Source organism: Caballeronia sp. LZ029 (assembly GCF_031451275.1).
Lineage (GTDB): Bacteria > Pseudomonadota > Gammaproteobacteria > Burkholderiales > Burkholderiaceae > Caballeronia > Caballeronia jiangsuensis.
Window position 1 is genome coordinate 1 of the sequence record NZ_JARUXO010000001.1, and the last position, 16000, is coordinate 16000.

Annotated in this window: 16 protein-coding genes and 2 pseudogenes; 11 read left to right on the forward strand and 7 right to left on the reverse strand. The window is 58.1% G+C overall.

Annotated features, from left to right (window positions below):
• From QCE73_RS00005 to QCE73_RS00015, 3 genes and pseudogenes are all read left to right on the forward strand, one after another.
• A pseudogene (locus QCE73_RS00005) lies at positions 1 to 788 on the forward strand (recombinase family protein); the annotation flags it as partial.
• Positions 778 to 1695, forward strand: a complete 918-nt coding sequence (locus tag QCE73_RS00010; protein ID WP_309879313.1) for a plasmid partitioning protein RepB C-terminal domain-containing protein — start codon at positions 778 to 780, stop codon at positions 1693 to 1695. The pseudogene QCE73_RS00005 and the gene QCE73_RS00010, both read left to right, overlap by 11 nt.
• A complete protein-coding gene (locus tag QCE73_RS00015) occupies positions 1692 to 2591 on the forward strand; it encodes a plasmid partitioning protein RepB C-terminal domain-containing protein (RefSeq protein WP_309879314.1) in 900 nt (299 codons plus the stop codon). The genes QCE73_RS00010 and QCE73_RS00015 overlap by 4 nt, the downstream gene beginning before the upstream one ends.
• Before the next feature lie 70 nt (positions 2592 to 2661).
• Here QCE73_RS00015 and QCE73_RS00020 read toward each other — a convergent pair whose 3' ends face one another.
• Both QCE73_RS00020 and QCE73_RS00025 read right to left on the reverse strand, forming a co-directional pair.
• Positions 2662 to 3015: a hypothetical protein gene (locus QCE73_RS00020; RefSeq protein ID WP_309879315.1), complete on the reverse strand. Its 354-nt coding sequence runs from the start codon at positions 3013 to 3015 to the stop codon at positions 2662 to 2664.
• A 647-nt stretch (positions 3016 to 3662) separates the two neighbouring features.
• Positions 3663 to 4229, reverse strand: a complete 567-nt coding sequence (locus tag QCE73_RS00025) for an NUMOD4 domain-containing protein (protein ID WP_309879316.1) — start codon at positions 4227 to 4229, stop codon at positions 3663 to 3665.
• 361 nt (positions 4230 to 4590) lie between these two features.
• On the opposite strand from QCE73_RS00025, the gene QCE73_RS00030 reads away from it, so the two are divergent.
• The gene (locus tag QCE73_RS00030; protein ID WP_309879317.1) at positions 4591 to 5013 is read left to right on the forward strand and encodes a surface-adhesin E family protein; all 423 of its coding nucleotides are present in this window, start codon (positions 4591 to 4593) and stop codon (positions 5011 to 5013) included.
• Between the two features lie 151 nt (positions 5014 to 5164).
• Positions 5165 to 5413: pseudogene (locus QCE73_RS39360) on the forward strand (surface-adhesin E family protein); the annotation flags it as partial.
• Between the two features lie 16 nt (positions 5414 to 5429).
• Here the strand turns inward: QCE73_RS39360 and QCE73_RS00035 are convergent.
• From QCE73_RS00035 to QCE73_RS00055, 5 genes are all read right to left on the reverse strand, one after another.
• Positions 5430 to 5786, reverse strand: coding sequence for a hypothetical protein (locus tag QCE73_RS00035; protein ID WP_309879318.1), 357 nt, complete (start codon positions 5784 to 5786; stop codon positions 5430 to 5432).
• Between the two features lie 49 nt (positions 5787 to 5835).
• Positions 5836 to 6144, reverse strand: coding sequence for a hypothetical protein (locus tag QCE73_RS00040; protein WP_309879319.1), 309 nt, complete (start codon positions 6142 to 6144; stop codon positions 5836 to 5838).
• A 455-nt stretch (positions 6145 to 6599) separates the two neighbouring features.
• Complete coding sequence (locus QCE73_RS00045) at positions 6600 to 6998, reverse strand: surface-adhesin E family protein (RefSeq protein WP_309879320.1); 399 nt, start codon at positions 6996 to 6998, stop codon at positions 6600 to 6602.
• A 55-nt stretch (positions 6999 to 7053) separates the two neighbouring features.
• Complete coding sequence (locus QCE73_RS00050) at positions 7054 to 7227, reverse strand: hypothetical protein (protein WP_309879321.1); 174 nt, start codon at positions 7225 to 7227, stop codon at positions 7054 to 7056.
• A gap of 589 nt (positions 7228 to 7816) precedes the next feature.
• Entirely contained in the window at positions 7817 to 8752 is a 936-nt protein-coding gene (locus tag QCE73_RS00055) for a hypothetical protein (RefSeq protein WP_309879322.1), read from the reverse strand.
• Positions 8753 to 9714: 962 nt separating this feature from the next.
• Between QCE73_RS00055 and QCE73_RS00060 the strand changes: the two genes are divergently transcribed.
• The 6 genes from QCE73_RS00060 (at position 9715) to istB (ending at position 15625) form a co-directional block, all read left to right on the forward strand.
• Entirely contained in the window at positions 9715 to 9906 is a 192-nt protein-coding gene (locus QCE73_RS00060) for a hypothetical protein (protein WP_309879323.1), read from the forward strand.
• 133 nt (positions 9907 to 10039) lie between these two features.
• Positions 10040 to 10363 (forward strand): hypothetical protein, encoded by a 324-nt coding sequence (locus QCE73_RS39365; RefSeq protein ID WP_404989754.1) that lies wholly within the window; start codon positions 10040 to 10042, stop codon positions 10361 to 10363.
• 13 nt (positions 10364 to 10376) lie between these two features.
• A complete protein-coding gene (locus QCE73_RS00065) occupies positions 10377 to 10577 on the forward strand; it encodes an antitoxin (RefSeq protein WP_309879324.1) in 201 nt (66 codons plus the stop codon).
• A 226-nt stretch (positions 10578 to 10803) separates the two neighbouring features.
• Positions 10804 to 12189, forward strand: coding sequence for an LAGLIDADG family homing endonuclease (locus QCE73_RS00070; RefSeq protein WP_309879325.1), 1386 nt, complete (start codon positions 10804 to 10806; stop codon positions 12187 to 12189).
• Positions 12190 to 13295: 1106 nt separating this feature from the next.
• Complete coding sequence (gene istA, locus QCE73_RS00075; protein ID WP_309879326.1) at positions 13296 to 14795, forward strand: IS21 family transposase; 1500 nt, start codon at positions 13296 to 13298, stop codon at positions 14793 to 14795.
• Positions 14792 to 15625, forward strand: a complete 834-nt coding sequence (gene istB / locus QCE73_RS00080; RefSeq protein ID WP_309879327.1) for an IS21-like element helper ATPase IstB — start codon at positions 14792 to 14794, stop codon at positions 15623 to 15625. The genes istA and istB overlap by 4 nt, the downstream gene beginning before the upstream one ends.
• Positions 15626 to 16000 lie beyond the last annotated feature (375 nt).

Sequence of the window (16000 nt, forward strand, 5' to 3'; positions counted from 1 at the left end):
CGGTGGCTCATCGTCTACGGCGACTGCGCCGCCCTTCGACTCCTCACCACCGGCCAAAACGATCGTCAACGACCGGCCAAAACAATTGTCGCTGCCCAAAGGACAACGCTTTCGAGCCAGTAGTCGATCAGATCCTGTTCGATGCGGCCCGCCAAATGATCCTTGCACGTTCTTACCGGCTAACCGACTCCGACATGCTCGACGCCCTGCGGCGCGCGCTCCGAGAGCACGGCTATCTTTCTGGAATAGTCATCGACGAGACGCCGGGCTGCCCGTCAAGCAGCGCATTTCGCGGCCGGTTTGGAAGCCTGCTGCGGACGTATTCGCTCATCGGCTATCGCCCGGACCGGGATTACAAGTATGTCGAGATCAACCGATGCTTGCGAGCCATGCATCCTGAGATTGTCCGGCGGGCAAAGGAGGCAATGCTCGCCGCTGGGGCGTCTATCGAGGCGGACGCGGATACAGGCCTTCTGTGGGTCAACGCCGAGTTCAAATCCTCTTTGGTCCTCTGCCGATGCCGCGCCACGTCTGGCGGCCGCCTTCGGTGGATTGTTCGGCTGGACCACGCGCTGCGGCCCGATCTGACCGTCGCCGTCCGAATGGAGCCGGACGCTCAAGCCATCCGCGACTACTACCTCCTGCCGGCATGGGGCATGGGCGAATCGATGCTGCGCATCGGCGAACAAAATGAGCGTGGCTTGGAGGCGTATCGCTTTGACGACCTGGAGATGTTGGCCTATTTGGGGCGAAGAGCGCCTTTGCGAGGAGCGTCTTATGGATGGTGAAACGCAAGAGTTGGGGGCCACGCTGCCCCGTGAGGAACTGATCACCTTATTACCAGCGGGGCGCCTTCGGGTCCTGAATCCGCGCACTCGCAACAGCCTTTTCTTCGCTCAACTCGTGGAGAATATCGCGACGGTTGGCTTGAAGCGCCCCATCACCGTGGCTTTCGGGGGCAACGACGAGGGCGGCCCTTGGCACGAGGTGCTGTGCGGTCAAGGGCGATTTGAGGCGCTGAAATCGCTTGGCGAGACAATGATCCCGTGTTGCGTGGTCGAGGCGGATCGAGTAGAGCGATTTCTCATCAGTCTGACGGAAAACATCGCAAGGAGACGCCACACGACGGAGGAGCTTCTCAGTGGCTTGCAGATCCTCAGAGATCGCGGATATACAAGCGAGCAAATCGCGAAGAAGACCAATTTGGATTCGAGCTACATCAACAACATCCTGCACTTGTTGGAGAAGGGCGAGCAAAGGCTGCTTCGTGCCGTCGAGAAAAAACAAATCCCCATGTGGGTGGCGCTCGATATCTCGCGCTCGTCAAGCGATGAGATCCAAGCCGCGATGCTCGCCGCCTATGAGAGCGGGACGCTTAAAGGCGACCAACTCATCAAGGTGCGAAAGCTGATCAGCAAGCGGGAAGCGATTGGGAAGGCCTACCACTCCAAGAAGCCGATGCCCAAGGACGCGCCCACCCCACAAAAATTGCTTCGAACCTATCAAACCGAGGCTCGGCGTCAAAGGCGGATCGTCCAAAACGCGGCTTTTCAAGAGCAGCGGCTTCTTATGATTACATCGACGTTTCGAAGGCTACTTGCGGACGAGCACTTCCGCACCCTGCTCCGAGCAGAAGGGATCAAAGACATTCCGCAAGCTCTCGCAAGCCGCATCCCCGAGGACCTACTGCCATGAGCGGCGTCAAGCACGGTTTTGAGCGGCAAATCATTGAAGTCCCTATTGCCCTTATCCATCTGAGCGCGCCCGTGGGACCGCGAATCTTGTCGACGCCGAAGTTTCGGACCATTGTTAGCTCCGTGCGAGAGCTGGGCGTGATTGAGCCTTTGGCTGTTTTTCGATCGGCTGAGAACGCGGGCGAATATTACCTGCTTGACGGGCGCCTTCGGCTAGAAGCGCTCAAAGAATTGAAAAGACAAACCGCGCCGTGCATGGTCTCGTCTGATGACGAGAGCTACACTTTTAATCGTCACATTAACCGGAGCACAGCCGTTCACGATCATCGAATGATCCGGGCGGCTCTGGCCAAGGGAGCTTCGGAAGAGCGCATCGCGGCGACGTTGCAAATGGACGTAAAACGCGTTCGGGAGAAAATTCACTTGCTCGACGGCATCGCTCCCGAGGCGGTCTCTTTGCTCAAAGACCGCATGGTGATTCCACGAGTTTTCTCGATCTTGAAAAGGATGAAACCAATGCGGCAAATCGAAGCCTGCGAAATGATGATCGCGGCGAATCGCTTCACGGCGAGCTACGCTGGGATGCTTCTGGCGACCACGCGCCCCGACGCATTGACGGAGCCGGCGAAAGCGAAGAAGGGCGGCGAGATCTCTCAAGAGGACCTCGCGCGAATGGAAAGGGAGATGGAGCGGCTGAACCTGGACAGCCAAGCGGCCGAGGAGAGCATCGGAGACACGATGCTCACGCTAGTCGTCGCCAAGGGCTTCACCACTCGACTGCTGCGAAACGAGACAATCCATGAACATCTGCGACGGCATCACCCTGACTTACTGGCGACACTGGTGGCAACGATGGAGGCCATCGCGGCGGACAGTCGCAGTCCAGAGCGCGAATAGCTCACCAAAGATTTTTATGTTGCGCCACTCGTCTTGCCATGAACTGCCGCACTATAAAACTTTTGATGGGCTATGGGTGCATGGCTATCGGCACGCCGCTCGGATCGAACTTGTTCATGCGCCAATGTTTGGTTTGATCGATGGCAAGTGCCATCACCTTCACAGGAGCAGGCACGGCGGAGGGAACAATGGCTCGAACGTCCTTGATGAAGGCATGAACCGCTTCGAGGTCGTAGACGGGCCGAAATGCGCCTCTATACCGACGAAGCGCAACAGGCAGCAGTTGTAACCCCGCTATGTTTTGGCGGCCTCTTATGTTGTCCGCTAGGAAATCTGACGAGTTGTGGTCTTCTGAACCGAGCTCGCTGTTCAAGAGGTGAATAGCAGCCGAGGCGGAGACTGTCTTGATCGTTGTCGTCGTCATTATGGGCGCCCTTGAATGTTGTAGGTCTGCTTTCTAGCTTTTGCGGTTTGCCGTTCTACCGCGACGTTGAATACTGAAATTCGTCTTGCTCCTGTAAGTTGATAGGCAAAGACAATATAGTCAGCTTTCACTATTGGTTTAGGGGCAGTTTTCTGGCGCGCCGCCATGTCCAGAGTTACTGGTTCGAAACGGCAGTCCTTAGCGGGGCCTTCGACTGTCGTCTACGGTATGCCCTTACGGGCAGTCGGCAATCGGGTTCTAGCCAGGCGAACGTGCAGAGAGGACCGGGAATGCTGCTGTCCCTGCGCTGGTTGGTGAGCTTCACGTTCTCCCGAGCAAGGCTTGGAACATACGTGGACGCGAGCGCCCATCTCTTCCACGGCACTGCCGCATAAGTTTTTGGAGGGGTTACTTTCCATAGGGGCGCCGCCGCGGCTTGCCGATACTTAGACGATGGGACGTCTATGGAGGGGCGTGAGTTTGGAGAAATAGGCCGGGGCTTGATTGGATTGGGCGTGATGGCCCATTCGCAGGGCTTTTCGGGCTGTCCTCTAAGAAAAATTCCTGGAACGTCGATTGAAAGACAACGATCAGGTCCAGCCACAAGGTCTCTTATAGACGTGACGACCCTCTCTTCACTTTAACCTCTACACTCCTAATACAATCTGTCTGATTCTCGGCTGGGACACTCCGAACTCCCTTGCGATTGACATGCCTGTTTCCCCTGCCGCGCGTCGTCTCCGAATCTCTTCTTGGTGTTCCTTCGTGAGACGGCTTTTTCTCATAATCGGGGTGGACTGAACTGCCGCGACTGCCTTCGGCGGTTTCACCTTGCGGATGAGCGTGCCATGGGCATACTTGTCCCCTGTGTCCCCTGTTTTACCTGTCGGTGTGTCGTATCGCAGATTCCCGAGCCGGCTGTTTTGTTGGTTTCGGTCGTGTGTGTGGGATACCTGCATTCCGGGCGGACACGGGCCGACGAATGCTTCCATCACTAGCTGATGCACATATCTCCGCTTCTGCACCCCGTTGCGGCTTAGCTCCACGACGAAATACCTTCCGCTCTCGGGAACGAGGCTCAGTAGCTTCCCGCGAATGACGCGGACTGTGCCCTTGTGGTTGATGTGATTGCGGTCTACTGATCGGACGTTGCCGAGGTCGCTTGCTTGGTAAAAGCCTTCGTAGCCGGGAATATCCCGCCAGAACTCGATCATGATTGTCACCGTAGTTGTCATCTCTCTCATTATTGCTACCGAGTCTTGGCGGGCGAGCAGGACCTTGCGTATGTTCCGGCGTCAGTATGGTTCGGATCGACGGTTCTCTAGGTATTGCTGGTGATGCGGATCGCCCGGGCCGTGTCTCTATTGCGGGTCGGGCCTTCTTCATGGTGGTCTGAATTGGCTGCGAATTGATCGCGTAAACGCGAGCATCACGGAAATACAATATTCTTGTTTAGAATCAGCAAGATAGCTTGCCTCGTCTATACTACGACTCGAAGCATGAAATAACACTCTGTATTTCATCCACGAACTGCCGTTCACATGCGTGCGCGGATCATCATTAGAAGGTCGAGACATGAGCCATCGATTGCTCAAAATGAGTGTCATCGGCATTGCTTTGATGAATGCCGCAGGATTCGCGTTTGCGGAAAAATGGATCGAGGTCGCCGCTTCCCCAAAGGTGCGCTATCTCGTGGACGAGGACAGTCTGGAGCGTCAAGGCACCTTGGTCACCGGCTGGACGAAGTTCGTGTTCCGGAAGAATCCACCAAAGATCGGAATGAAGCCCCTCGCCTATCAACTCTCGCATGAGACGTTTAGCTGCACCTCTCACGACTCAAGAGTGTTGCTTGCCGTCAGCTACGATAATGAAGGCAGCAGTCTCCAAGAGGTGAAGAACCTGCCTTATGAAGAGACGGTTCCCGGTTCAGCAGGCGAACTGATGCGGGCATTTGTTTGCGCCGCGCGCGTCTGGGAAGACGCGCCAAAAACTAACTGATAAAGGCTCGAATGATGTTTTGGAAATGGGTAGTCAGCGTGACGCTGGCAAGCGTCTCAGGAACGTGCTTCGGCTCGGATTGGCAACTGGTGAGCAGCGACGCTAAGTCCGACTTTTACATAGATGCCGCTTCGATTAGAAATCCGGAGGTTTCGTAAAGGTGTGGACCCGGTCAGTCTACAAGCCTCCTTACAGCGCGGACCCTGCGAAGCGACAGATTGGCGAAATAAAGGCAGTCTGGTCTTTCAACTGTGACGAGGGCACTACTTCTACGCTGAGCCTGCACTCATACAATCCGGCAGGCGAGTTGATCTATAGCGATTCGGACGCCACCGCACGACGTGACGTGACGCCGGATTCGGTAGGAGAGCACGTAATGAAACTCGTATGCGCTAAGTGAGAGCCTAACGCTGCGCTTAGAACAGTCGCGAGAGGTGGGCTTCGGCCCAGATGCGCAAGCGATCGTTCGCGACGTCGCGCCTGGACGCGTCGTGCCCGAGTCCGTGTCGACAGTCCATGCGAACCCACTGGACCTTGTGCCGGCGGCCCCATGCCATGACGTCTGCGAGGTCAGCAGGCATGCCGAGCTCCGACACCGACATCAGGTCTTCCGGCTGCACGTAGAGGAACCAGCCGCGCTCATACGCGGCGACGATCGTCCAGCTGTTCTCGCTGTCGCCAAGATCCAGCTGTTCAGCCGTTTCCTGCGAGACGTGGCAGGTCGAGATCGCGGGGATGATGTCCACGTTGAAGATCTGCGTCACTTCGCTCATGTGCTTCTTCAAGCCGCGCCCGGGCGCGCGGCCCCGGCATGTCAGGGGGTTATTCAGGCAGGAGCGCTTCGCTGAACGTTTCGAGCAGCGGCTCGCTGTCGTGGCAGATCATCGTCGTCAGTTTGTCGGTGAGTGGCACGCCCGCTTGACGCAGCGGGTAGCGCACGCGGCCTACAACCTCGGCATCAACCTCTGCGTCTTCGACGTGGCCACCTTGCGTCTCGACCAGGCGGCGCGCGAAGCACGCGGCCCACTCTTCGGGCGAGGAGCAGATGTATTCCCACGGGGACGCACCGTCCGCAGCGCAGTCACCGGACAGGTCGTAGACCAGCTTCCCCTCGGCTGCGCGCGCGAACATGACCTTCGCGGCTGCGTAAACCATAGAGACAGGCACGACGTCGATGCTGTGGTTGGATGGCGTCGATCGCATCCTCGTAGGCGTCGCGATACAGGTTGTCGAGCGTCTGCGGACACTCGCGGGCGAGCGCTTCAGCGGACGGCGCGAACTCGGAGGAGCCAAGGGAGGCGACGAGTCGTGCGCTGTATCGCGCTAAATTGAAATCTGAGCATCTCGGAGCAACTCGAATCGCGTGGTTCAGGACCGTTCTTCCTTTCCCGTTTCTTGTAGCACAATGCGTCGCGACAGGTATCACTGTAGAGACGGGTCTTCGGGCCCGGCGCTTGCATCTTGGACGCGTGAGCGCTGATAACGATTGCGCGCGACGCGATAGCACGCGAGCCTTGGCGTGGTGCTGGAGGCAAAAAAAGAGGCGCCCGAGGCGCCCCGAATACCAACCACTCATGGACAAACCATTACTTCGAGGCCTGAGTCACCTTGCAAGCCGTCGAGGCTATTCCTTCGTAGATGCTGCCGGGCGGCATGCCCACTTTCTGTTCCGTATCTTGCGTCGCCACCACGTTGCCAGCGGCGTCAAAAGCGGCAATGCTGTCGAGGATAAGGCTCGCGGCACCACACTTGCCATACGCATGGATGACCACCTGCGAAACCCCCGGCGCGACTTTCGGATCGCTGCCTGTCATCACGTATTTCATCCAAAGGCTGTAACCATTTGTGCCGGCGGACTTAATGGAATTAGCGTCGACATACCAGTCTTGGGCGGGCGCTTTCGAGTAGAAAATCCAATTGGGTGCCGCCACGACGTGCCCGCAGATCAATGCGCCGGTCAGCGCCGCCAGAATTCTCTTCACCATTTCCTCCTCTCAGGTATTCACGCTTGCTTATCGGCACCTTGTGCCTAAACTTTAGTCACCAACTCCCGGCGAGCGGGCTATCCATTGCCTCGATGCGCGCCTTCGTCGAGCGATTGTCCGAGCGCACCCGCGCGGTGGCGTAGAGGCTCAAGGCGACGTTCTCGCGGATCGTCTGTGTCTCGTCGGGCAGCTGATTGCACACGTAGCGGCGCGCGGCATAGTGGGTCAACTCGCGATCCTCCTCGAAACCCAGTTGAGAAAGGCGTCGCGCATCCCTTCTGCCACTTCATCGCATTCCGTCATCACCAGCTCCTAGCTAGGTCCGCGACGTCGGGGTCGATCGCGCATGTCTATCTTGCTCTCGCCCACATGCAGCCTGTTGCCATGCTCGACAAAGAGCGGCCCGCTCGCCCCGTTGGGCGCGGGTAACCACTCACAGCCCCGAAACGCCCCAGGGCGTGCTCATAGATGTCCGATCGCTTGTTGCTCGGTGTGGCAGTCGCACGTGACCGTCAGCTCGGACGTGAGGCGCGGAGTCGGGAAGCCTGTTCCCTTCCTGCGCACGATGTTCCCAAAGGTTCCCGTTCGACTGCGACACCGATGTTTTAGCGCTGCAGGAACACGGTTTCTCGATCTCCCGTGGTAGATCTGGAAGGCGAACCGCGCCTTTCTCCTGCTCGACTGGTCGTCGGGCGAGTCCAAAGAGGCCCCTTGCGCACACCCACGTGCTGCAGCGTCGAACAGAAGATCACGTCCGGTGACAACGGGAATCCAATCGAGGGAGAACCGCAACATGCCGAAGAAAGCAACGGTGACTGTCAGCGCCTCGAATTCGTGTTGGAACGCATGCTCGCCAAGCAACGATCGTTGAATCTCCTCGTCAGCTTCCGCAGCTGGTCGCGCGCGATTTCAGTCATCTCGGGCTCAATGCCAAGCACGCTGCTCTTTGAGCGCCACCTGCCACGACTGTCCCTTCTGCCCAGGTGATTGATGATGCATGCCGGGGCCGTCTCATCGACTCCACGCTGGCGGTAGTAGAGATGCCCGGGATGATCCCGCTTGACATAGAGTTCGGCCAGCCGGCCAGGTATGGGTGTTGCGAAGCGAAACAGGCCCGCCAAGCGTTCAAACCGGAACCCACCTAGCGAGTCGAGGTCCGAAAGGCCATAGTGATCGAGGTCTGACCCGGAGATGACCGCTTCGATCCGAGCGCGGTGCTGAGCCTCAGGAAGTGACCTATTGTTGTCGGTTGTCTTCTTGTAGGCCCGAATCCCCAAACCTTCGGCGGGAAGGCTATTCGTTCTTCCCCAATCCCCTATATAAAGCGTTGTGTTGCTGGACAGTGCGCATCGCTGCGCAGAAAGCAGCGGCCTTTCCCGACGGTCGGCACCCACGATCCTAGCGTTGCTGTAAATCATGGGAGGTAGTGTCTGCCGCATCAGTCGGAAGGTCATCATTTCCAGCGCTTCAGGATCCGGCTCACACGGGGTCGCGTCGAACGATATCTCAATTCCGTCGATCCGCGCGGGAGCCAACACTCCCTTCCACACGTTGATTTCGCCGAGGAGTTGTTTGACCGTGGAGAAGGCCTCAAGATCTTGGACACGCACCGAGAAGTTCGTCGCGGCGTTTCCCGGGCCGGCGTTGTGAGCTTGGACCCATGAGACACCTCGAGCCTCGAATCGTTGTTTGAACGCGGCCGCTTGAGTGGTTTCGGCCAGTCGCACTCGGAACGAGAGCCAGTCGACCGACATGCGAAACATGAACCTCTGACAGAGACTTCTTTGCGACTGCATAAGATACCCAAGGATGATGGAAAAAGGACGCCCGAAAACCACGGGCAAGGAAAGGACGGATGTCGTGCCACAGACCAGTATAGTCACCGCTTACTTATCTATTGCGACTTACCGTGGACGAGATAGGGTGGTTTTGGAATTGGAGACGAACTGACTACATGGGGGGCGTCGTAGCAAGACGAGTAAGGGGAGAGCTAGAGAGTGGGAGACGTCTGAGATGCTCTCCAAGGCGGTATTGAGAAAGGTAAGAAGGTAGTTATTAGCAAACGCTGCTCTCTGTGAGCAGAAACAAAGACATATGCAGGTCTGTGCGCCCGAAAACTTGGTTTCGCCGCCGGCGCCCGCCGGATGCGCGGCCCGCTGTGTTCAGAAGTGGCGCCGAAAGTTTCTGGGGCGCTCAGGGGCAATTCTCCGGATGGCGTGTAGGTAGTAGGTGGCCCCGCGCCGTGACGGACCGTGCCACGCGCCTCGTGGTTCGTCTGGAGTCCAGTGGCAGAGCGACGGGCCTGCTCGTCGCCACGACGTCTGTTAGGATTGACTCGTGACATCGCCACTGGGCATACAAAACTCGACGAATGTCAGTGAGTCGCGGTGAATGCCGAGAACTCGGCGCGAATAATTCGGTTTTAAGCTCGTCAGCGAATTGCCTTGATTTCGTTTCATCTCTGCAATGAATCGGATACCTAAGGTAAGTAACGGGTGACTTGCTTGTCAGCGGCGACGAATCTGGCGAGAATGGAACCCTAAGAATACTCATGCGGAATGGGGCCCGCTTGCTGCCAAAGAGTGGCCCGCGACGCCTATCGATTTCCTTCTGCGAGACCCGGGCGACGGCGGGTGACAAAGCAGGGCACTAAGCCCAATCGAACAGGGCAATTCGTGCCAGCAAAGATGAGGCACTTGTAAAACCGGAGGGACAATTGAACGAGTCCGAGGAAAGTGACCTGATCTTAGCCAAGCTGGCCGAGATAGAGCGGCGCGTCGACGAGTTGCGCGACATGCTCGACGACGAAGTCAACGGCATACTTGCGACGATAGACCGAATCGAAGTATCGCTACAACGGACGAACGAACTGATGCGAGAGCGCTTGGCTCAACGAAAAAATCCGTGAGAGAACAGTTACTAACGAGGGTGGTTCGTATAGTTGCAATTATTCAACCGATCAGCAGCCTGATCGCGAAACATTCGCTATGTCGAATCCGCTAACGAACCAAGAACATCCGATGTATCCCGCGTTCAATTACATGACCGAGGAGGAATACGACGAGTGGGCGCGAGAGCATACCCAGCGGGCACTCGATGATCCCCGCCCGAGTATCCCACACGACGTTGCAATGGCTGACCTGCGTGCGCGCATGGCGAAAAGACGAAAGCATCGCAAGCCTCGGCGGTGGGTCATCAGGCGTGACGCCTTCGCAGACGGCTGGTTTCACCGGACGGCCGGCGCGCCGATCGAGAAGAACCCGCACGATAGAAGCCGTTCGAGCGCGCGATGGCGTTGGTGGCGTCAAGGATGGTTGTCTGCCACCACGCATCCGAGCAGAGTCGGATGGACTGACTGTAACTAGCGGGAGGGCGGCGATGAGAGTTCCAATTGCACATATTCCGACCGATCAGGATTGCGTTGACGATGCAGTGGCTTATGATGCGTGGTGGTTCCGTCGCGAGGTCGCGCTGGGCCTCGCCGAAGCTGATGACGGCAAGCTCATTCCACACGATCAAGTCGTCGCCGAAATGCGTGTGCACATCGAAGAAAGGCGAAAAGCCCGTAAAGGACGTTGACCGAGGAAAACGGGCCCCGATGCGATAGATGAAGGTAGAGAGCGCCTCCAGCGGTCTAGTTGGGCGCGTCCTTGTAGCCCGTGCAGAACCGCAACTCCAGGATCGAAAGCTTCTATTGAAGCGGCGATCGTCTGTTTGGGTTGATCGGTCTAACGTTGTTCTGGGCGCGTTGTGACCTTCCGTGAAGGCGAGAGAGGGCACGAAACTTAACCACCTAGGGAACCTCATGGGATCCTCCGCATACGTCCAGATGCTTGGCAGATCGATGCAGATGGATTTGTTTTCCGAGGAGGAGGGGTGGGGTTCTCCGCGAACTGCACACGATCGCTTCCGAAGGGACGGCACTACGATAAGTATGGCCTGCGGAAGAGAGCATTGGTTTCAAGCGCTAAAGGGCGGTGATTCAATCCTCTCGCTGAATGAAAAATTCTATCGCCTTGATTCGAGCAAGGTAATTTGTGTTGTTGCCAAAGGTGTTTCCGAGGGTTTGACTGTCAAGACAGCCTACCGGTCCCTACGTTGCCCTGCGGATCGCCTGCTCTTGGCTAATGGTGTGTGGACAGATGCGAAAAGGATCAAGCTAGGCGACTTGGTCGCGGTTCCGAAGAGGCTGGCGTTCGGAGGACGTATCCTCCCTGGGCATGAGGTTGACCTTCTTGCCTTGTGGCTCGCAGAGGGGCACAACTACGGTATCTGCAATCAGACCCCCGAAATCATTCAAGTTATGGCGGATGCCGCCGCACACTATCGATTGATTCCGAAATCGACGGACGGGTTGAATTGGCAATTGACGAATGGAGATCGGACCGGCGGGCCTCAAGCGGGCTCAAAGAACGGCATGCGCCAAATGCTGGAAAGACACGGTGTATGGGGCTTGCGCAGCAAAACCAAATTCATACCTGACGAACTGTTCGATCTGCAGGAGCAACAGCTTGCACGCTTTCTCAACTTGTTTATCGCATGCGATGGATGCATCTGTCGCCGTTCCAAGGACACGTGGGCCCTTGAAGTTGGCCTAGCGAACGAACGGATGTTGTGCCAAATCGGAACGCTTCTTCACAAGTTCGGCATTCGAGGTCAAGTGCGGCATAAGGTGCATAAGGCGGTGAGTCGACGAGATGGCCGACCGTTTGAAAGTTGGCGCTTTATTTCGTCTGACCCAGATGCGCTTGAGGCGTTCGGAAGCAGGATCGGCGCGACATCCAAGGAACGGGCGGTGCAGGCAGCTCGAGAGGCCGCGATGTCTTCTCGGGGTAATTGCAACAGCTACCTTCCTATCTCACACGACGACTTTATAAAGCATCTCGTCTACACGTCCGTCTCTAAAAGCAAACGCAGTGGCCACAACTTCAAGGTTGCTCGAGACTTGCCTGAAGAGCTTCGGCAAGCTTTAACGAGTTGGCGCAAACAGACCCCGACTCGCGTTTCGCAACTACGCTATACAAAGCTGAAGGGCTTTAGTGACGGTTTCTTTTCCGCTATTGCTGAGGGCGATGTAGCCTGGGAGGAGGTGACTGCTGTCGAACCAAGTGGGCCGGCGCGATCCTGGAACCTCTCTTTGGCAGGAAACCGGAACTTCATATACGGTGGTTTTGTGACCAGAGGTGAGTGAGGTGATACAGTTCTCGGCCGCCGAGGCTTGATGGTGTGTTCGCATTCCGAGCACCCAGCATGGTCCATAGCACCGGCGCAGGCGGGGTGTTGCCGAGTCGCAGATCCGGGAGCGGCTACCATTCAGGACGTTCGAGAGGGGGCCAAATGACATGCACTCTTACGCTGTTCAAGCGCCTGCCCGCCGCACGAATGTCGCCAGATCGGGCCGAGGTTCTAGTAGAAGAGCTGTTGGAAATCCGGAAAGCCATGCCTCTGCCGCAGTCGGCATCGACGCTCCCCGCACGCTGCTTCGAAAATGCGCTTTGAAATTGGTATGTCGGAATCGCGTTACGGCACCCATTGTTGAACGGCATCGGAACGGGGCTATTCCTCGTCGCTGCCGAGTAGGTGGTGATATTTCCTTTGATTGATTCTCTTGCGAAGATCCTTCGCGGCCACTAGGCGATCTCGGCCGATTGATTGACTCGTAACGCTTTCGGCACCTGACTGACAAGACTTCCGCCTAGAAAGCTGCGGATCGCATGCGCGCTAATGACAGGGCTGGGTCGAATCGGCCATGCATGAGATCGAGAGATACCGGACTGCCGAGTGGAGCGCCGCGAACCGCCGACGGGGACGGAATGATGCGGGACCAAGAGGCGCTCAAGCTCTATTAGACAAACTTCTACTATTCTTATATTTGCTATTGAAAGACATCCGGAGCAGTCAAAGCTCTCCCAAACCCAGCTGCTTTCAGCAAGGTTCGGGCGAATTGACTGCCCGGCGTCTTCGATAACCTCTCGCGAGGCCATCCGTCTGCCCGGGTGGCGGAGAATTTGCCTTTCCCGCACTTGTGCTCAACCATCCGCAGACTTAAACACGAAGGCATCGTGTCCACTCTTGGGCTCTGCAAGGATACGCCCCCACCCTAGTCGCCATCGAGTTCCCACTTGCGACATCGCTGGCTAGAGAACGACAATTATCTTGGCCGGTCCTTTGACAGTTACCTTGGCCGGTGGTGAGGAGTCGAAGGCGGCGTAGCCGCCGGAGACGACGAACTACCGGCGGCGCCGGAGTAACGGGGTTTTACGATGGCTGATCGCGTCGAACAAGAAGCGAACAGCCATGCCTGGAACCTACGTGACGGACCAGCAGGTCCGACTCTATATGAGCAAGCGCAAACATCACACTCAGGAAGTCGCCGCGGCGATGGCGGGCATGAGCGTTCGCACGGCCCGGCGCATCGAGCATGAGGGCCGTCTGCCGTCGCAGAAGCCATCGCGCGCGTGGCGTACACGTCACGATCCGTTCGCGGAAGTTTGGGAGAGCGAGGTCGTGCCATTGCTGCGCCACGCGCCCCGGCTCAAGGCCATCACGTTGCTGTGCAAGCTGCAGGAGGCGCATCCGGGCCTCTTCCCTGACAGCATGCGGCGTACGCTCGAGCGGCGCGTCAGCCAATGGCGCGCACTCGAGGGCCCTGGCAAGGAGATCTTCTTCCCGCAGCAGCACTTGCCCGGCGTGCAGGGGCTCTCGGACTTTACCGACATGCGGGATCTGCGCGTGACGGTCGCCGGTGCGCCCCTCGATCACCGGCTCTATCACTTCGTGCTCGCGTTCTCGCACTGGGAATATGCCTATGTCGTCGAAGGTGGCGAGAGCTTCGAGGCCCTCTCCACCGGATTACAGAACGCGCTGTGGCAAGCCGGCGGCTGCCCGCATGAGCATCGCACCGACAGCCTATCGGCAGCGTTCAAGAATTTGCAGACTGAAGAGGACTTCACGGCTCGCTATGACGCACTGCTGGTGCATTACGGCATGGCCGGCACGCGCAATAACGTCGGCGTGGCCCATGAGAACGGTAGTGTGGAATCCTCGCACCGCCATCTGAAGGAGGCGATTGACCAAGCGCTGATGCTGCGTGGCCATCGCGACTTCGACGATCGGGCTGCCTATGAGGCGTTTGTTCGCGACGTCGTCATGCGCCGTAACCGTCGTAACGCAGCGGCGTTTAACGCTGAGCGCGAACATTTGCAGGATTTGCCCGCACATCGCACGACCGACTTCATCGAAGAGGAAGCACGCGTGACACGCTGTGGCACCTTCACCGTGCGGGGCATTCTCTACAGCGCGCCGTCGCGCCTGATTGGTCACCGTCTGAAGGTGCGCGTCTATGCCGATCACCTCGACTGCTATCTGTCCGGCGCGCTCGTGCACAGCACAGCACGGGGCTCGCATGCGGCCAATAGCCGCCGTCGCAAGCTCGACTACCGGCACTTCATTGAGGCGCTCAAGCGCAAGCCCCAGGCGTTCAAGGGGCTAGCGTTTCGCGACGACTTGTTTCCGCGCGAGGCGTACCGCCGGACGTGGGAGCGGCTTGAGGCTCGGCTCACGCAGCGCGAAGCCTGCAAGACCATGGTCGGCTTACTGGAACTGGCCGCGAATCACGGAGTCGAGGCCGTTCTTGCTGAGCGGCTCGAGGCGTTGCTCGCCGCTGGCGAGCTGCCCGATCTCGAGCAACTACAGAATGAATTTGCGCCGCGGCAGGCGCAATGCCCAGACGTGGCTGTGGACATGCCGACGGCCGCTCTCTACGACACGCTGCTTGGCGAGGAGGCATCAGTATGAACGCGCCCGCAATTTACGATGCCGCCCGTATGGGGCTGATGCTCACCGAGTTGCGCTTGCCGACGATCGCGCGGCTATGGTCCGAGTTCACACAGCGCTCCGACAAGGAAGGCTGGCCATCGACGCGCCTGCTCGGCGCGCTGCTCGAGCACGAACTGGCCGAGCGCGCGAAACGGCGCATCGAGCGGCATCGCGTCGAATCGCATTTGGACCCAAGCAAGACACTCGAGGCCTTCGACTTCGGCTTGGTACCAATGGTGTCCAAGGCACATGTAATGGCGCTCGCGAGCGGCGACTCGTGGCTCGAGAAAGGCGCCACGATCCTGCTGTTTGGGCCGCCGGGTGCCGGGAAGAGCCATTTAGGCTCCGGCATTGGTCATGCGCTGATCGACGCCGGGTACCGGGTGCTGTTCACACGCACCGGCGAAATCGTGCAGAAGCTGCAGGCGGCACGCCAAAGCCTGCAGTTGCCATCGATGCTCGCCAAGCTCGATCACTTCGATCTGATCATCCTCGATGACCTGTCGTACGTCAGAAAGGACCAGGCCGAAACGAGCGTGCTGTTCGAATTGATTGCGGAAAGATACGAGCGTCGAAGCCTTCTCATCACGGCCAACGCCGCGTTCTCCGGCTGGAATGATGTCTTCCCCGATCCCTCAATGACGGTCGCCGCCATCGACCGACTGGTCCATCACTCGACGATCTTCGAGCTGAACGTGGAGAGCTACCGGCGTCGCAGTGCCGACGACAACAAGCGCGCGCGGCGGCGTCAATTACCCCACCCCATCGGAAGGAGCGACAACTATGCCGAGCTGAGCAGCGACAACTAACCCCGTCGACCGGCCAAGATAGTTGTCGCCCGGGCGGCCATCGTAATTGACAATCTACAGCTGGCAGGCTGCTCTTTCGCTCGGGGCTCGCCCCGCCTGCATTTTCTGCTTCCTGAACGGCCGCGGTGGTTATCCTCCCACCTCCGCTCAGTTTCGAAACAGCGCTGGGGCTATTGTAAGTTACCGATTACTTATGAGCAATACTACTCAGTTTCGCCCCGCCGCTGATTGGTCGGAATAGCAAAACGAACGCCGCCCTTGGCGCGTCCTGCGAGGACGAGGGCTCATGGGTGCGGATCGGCTGGCGGATATAAGCTTGTGCTGCTCGACAATGGACGTTGCGTGCGCCGGTAGAATAGGGCCAGCTGCAAGAAA

What these genes read in the sequence shown, in the direction of transcription:
- QCE73_RS00010 (WP_309879313.1), top strand. Translation starts at nt 778, where the DNA reads ATGGATGGTGAAACGCAAGAGTTGGGGGCCACGCTGCCCCGTGAGGAA.
- QCE73_RS00015 (WP_309879314.1), top strand. Translation starts at nt 1,692, where the DNA reads ATGAGCGGCGTCAAGCACGGTTTTGAGCGGCAAATCATTGAAGTCCCT.
- QCE73_RS00020 (WP_309879315.1), bottom strand. Translation starts at nt 3,015, where the DNA reads ATGACGACGACAACGATCAAGACAGTCTCCGCCTCGGCTGCTATTCAC.
- QCE73_RS00025 (WP_309879316.1), bottom strand. Translation starts at nt 4,229, where the DNA reads ATGATCGAGTTCTGGCGGGATATTCCCGGCTACGAAGGCTTTTACCAA.
- QCE73_RS00030 (WP_309879317.1), top strand. Translation starts at nt 4,591, where the DNA reads ATGAGCCATCGATTGCTCAAAATGAGTGTCATCGGCATTGCTTTGATG.
- QCE73_RS00035 (WP_309879318.1), bottom strand. Translation starts at nt 5,786, where the DNA reads ATGAGCGAAGTGACGCAGATCTTCAACGTGGACATCATCCCCGCGATC.
- QCE73_RS00040 (WP_309879319.1), bottom strand. Translation starts at nt 6,144, where the DNA reads ATGTTCGCGCGCGCAGCCGAGGGGAAGCTGGTCTACGACCTGTCCGGT.
- QCE73_RS00045 (WP_309879320.1), bottom strand. Translation starts at nt 6,998, where the DNA reads ATGGTGAAGAGAATTCTGGCGGCGCTGACCGGCGCATTGATCTGCGGG.
- QCE73_RS00055 (WP_309879322.1), bottom strand. Translation starts at nt 8,752, where the DNA reads ATGTCGGTCGACTGGCTCTCGTTCCGAGTGCGACTGGCCGAAACCACT.
- QCE73_RS39365 (WP_404989754.1), top strand. Translation starts at nt 10,040, where the DNA reads ATGACCGAGGAGGAATACGACGAGTGGGCGCGAGAGCATACCCAGCGG.
- QCE73_RS00065 (WP_309879324.1), top strand. Translation starts at nt 10,377, where the DNA reads ATGAGAGTTCCAATTGCACATATTCCGACCGATCAGGATTGCGTTGAC.
- QCE73_RS00070 (WP_309879325.1), top strand. Translation starts at nt 10,804, where the DNA reads ATGGGATCCTCCGCATACGTCCAGATGCTTGGCAGATCGATGCAGATG.
- istA (WP_309879326.1), top strand. Translation starts at nt 13,296, where the DNA reads ATGCCTGGAACCTACGTGACGGACCAGCAGGTCCGACTCTATATGAGC.
- istB (WP_309879327.1), top strand. Translation starts at nt 14,792, where the DNA reads ATGAACGCGCCCGCAATTTACGATGCCGCCCGTATGGGGCTGATGCTC.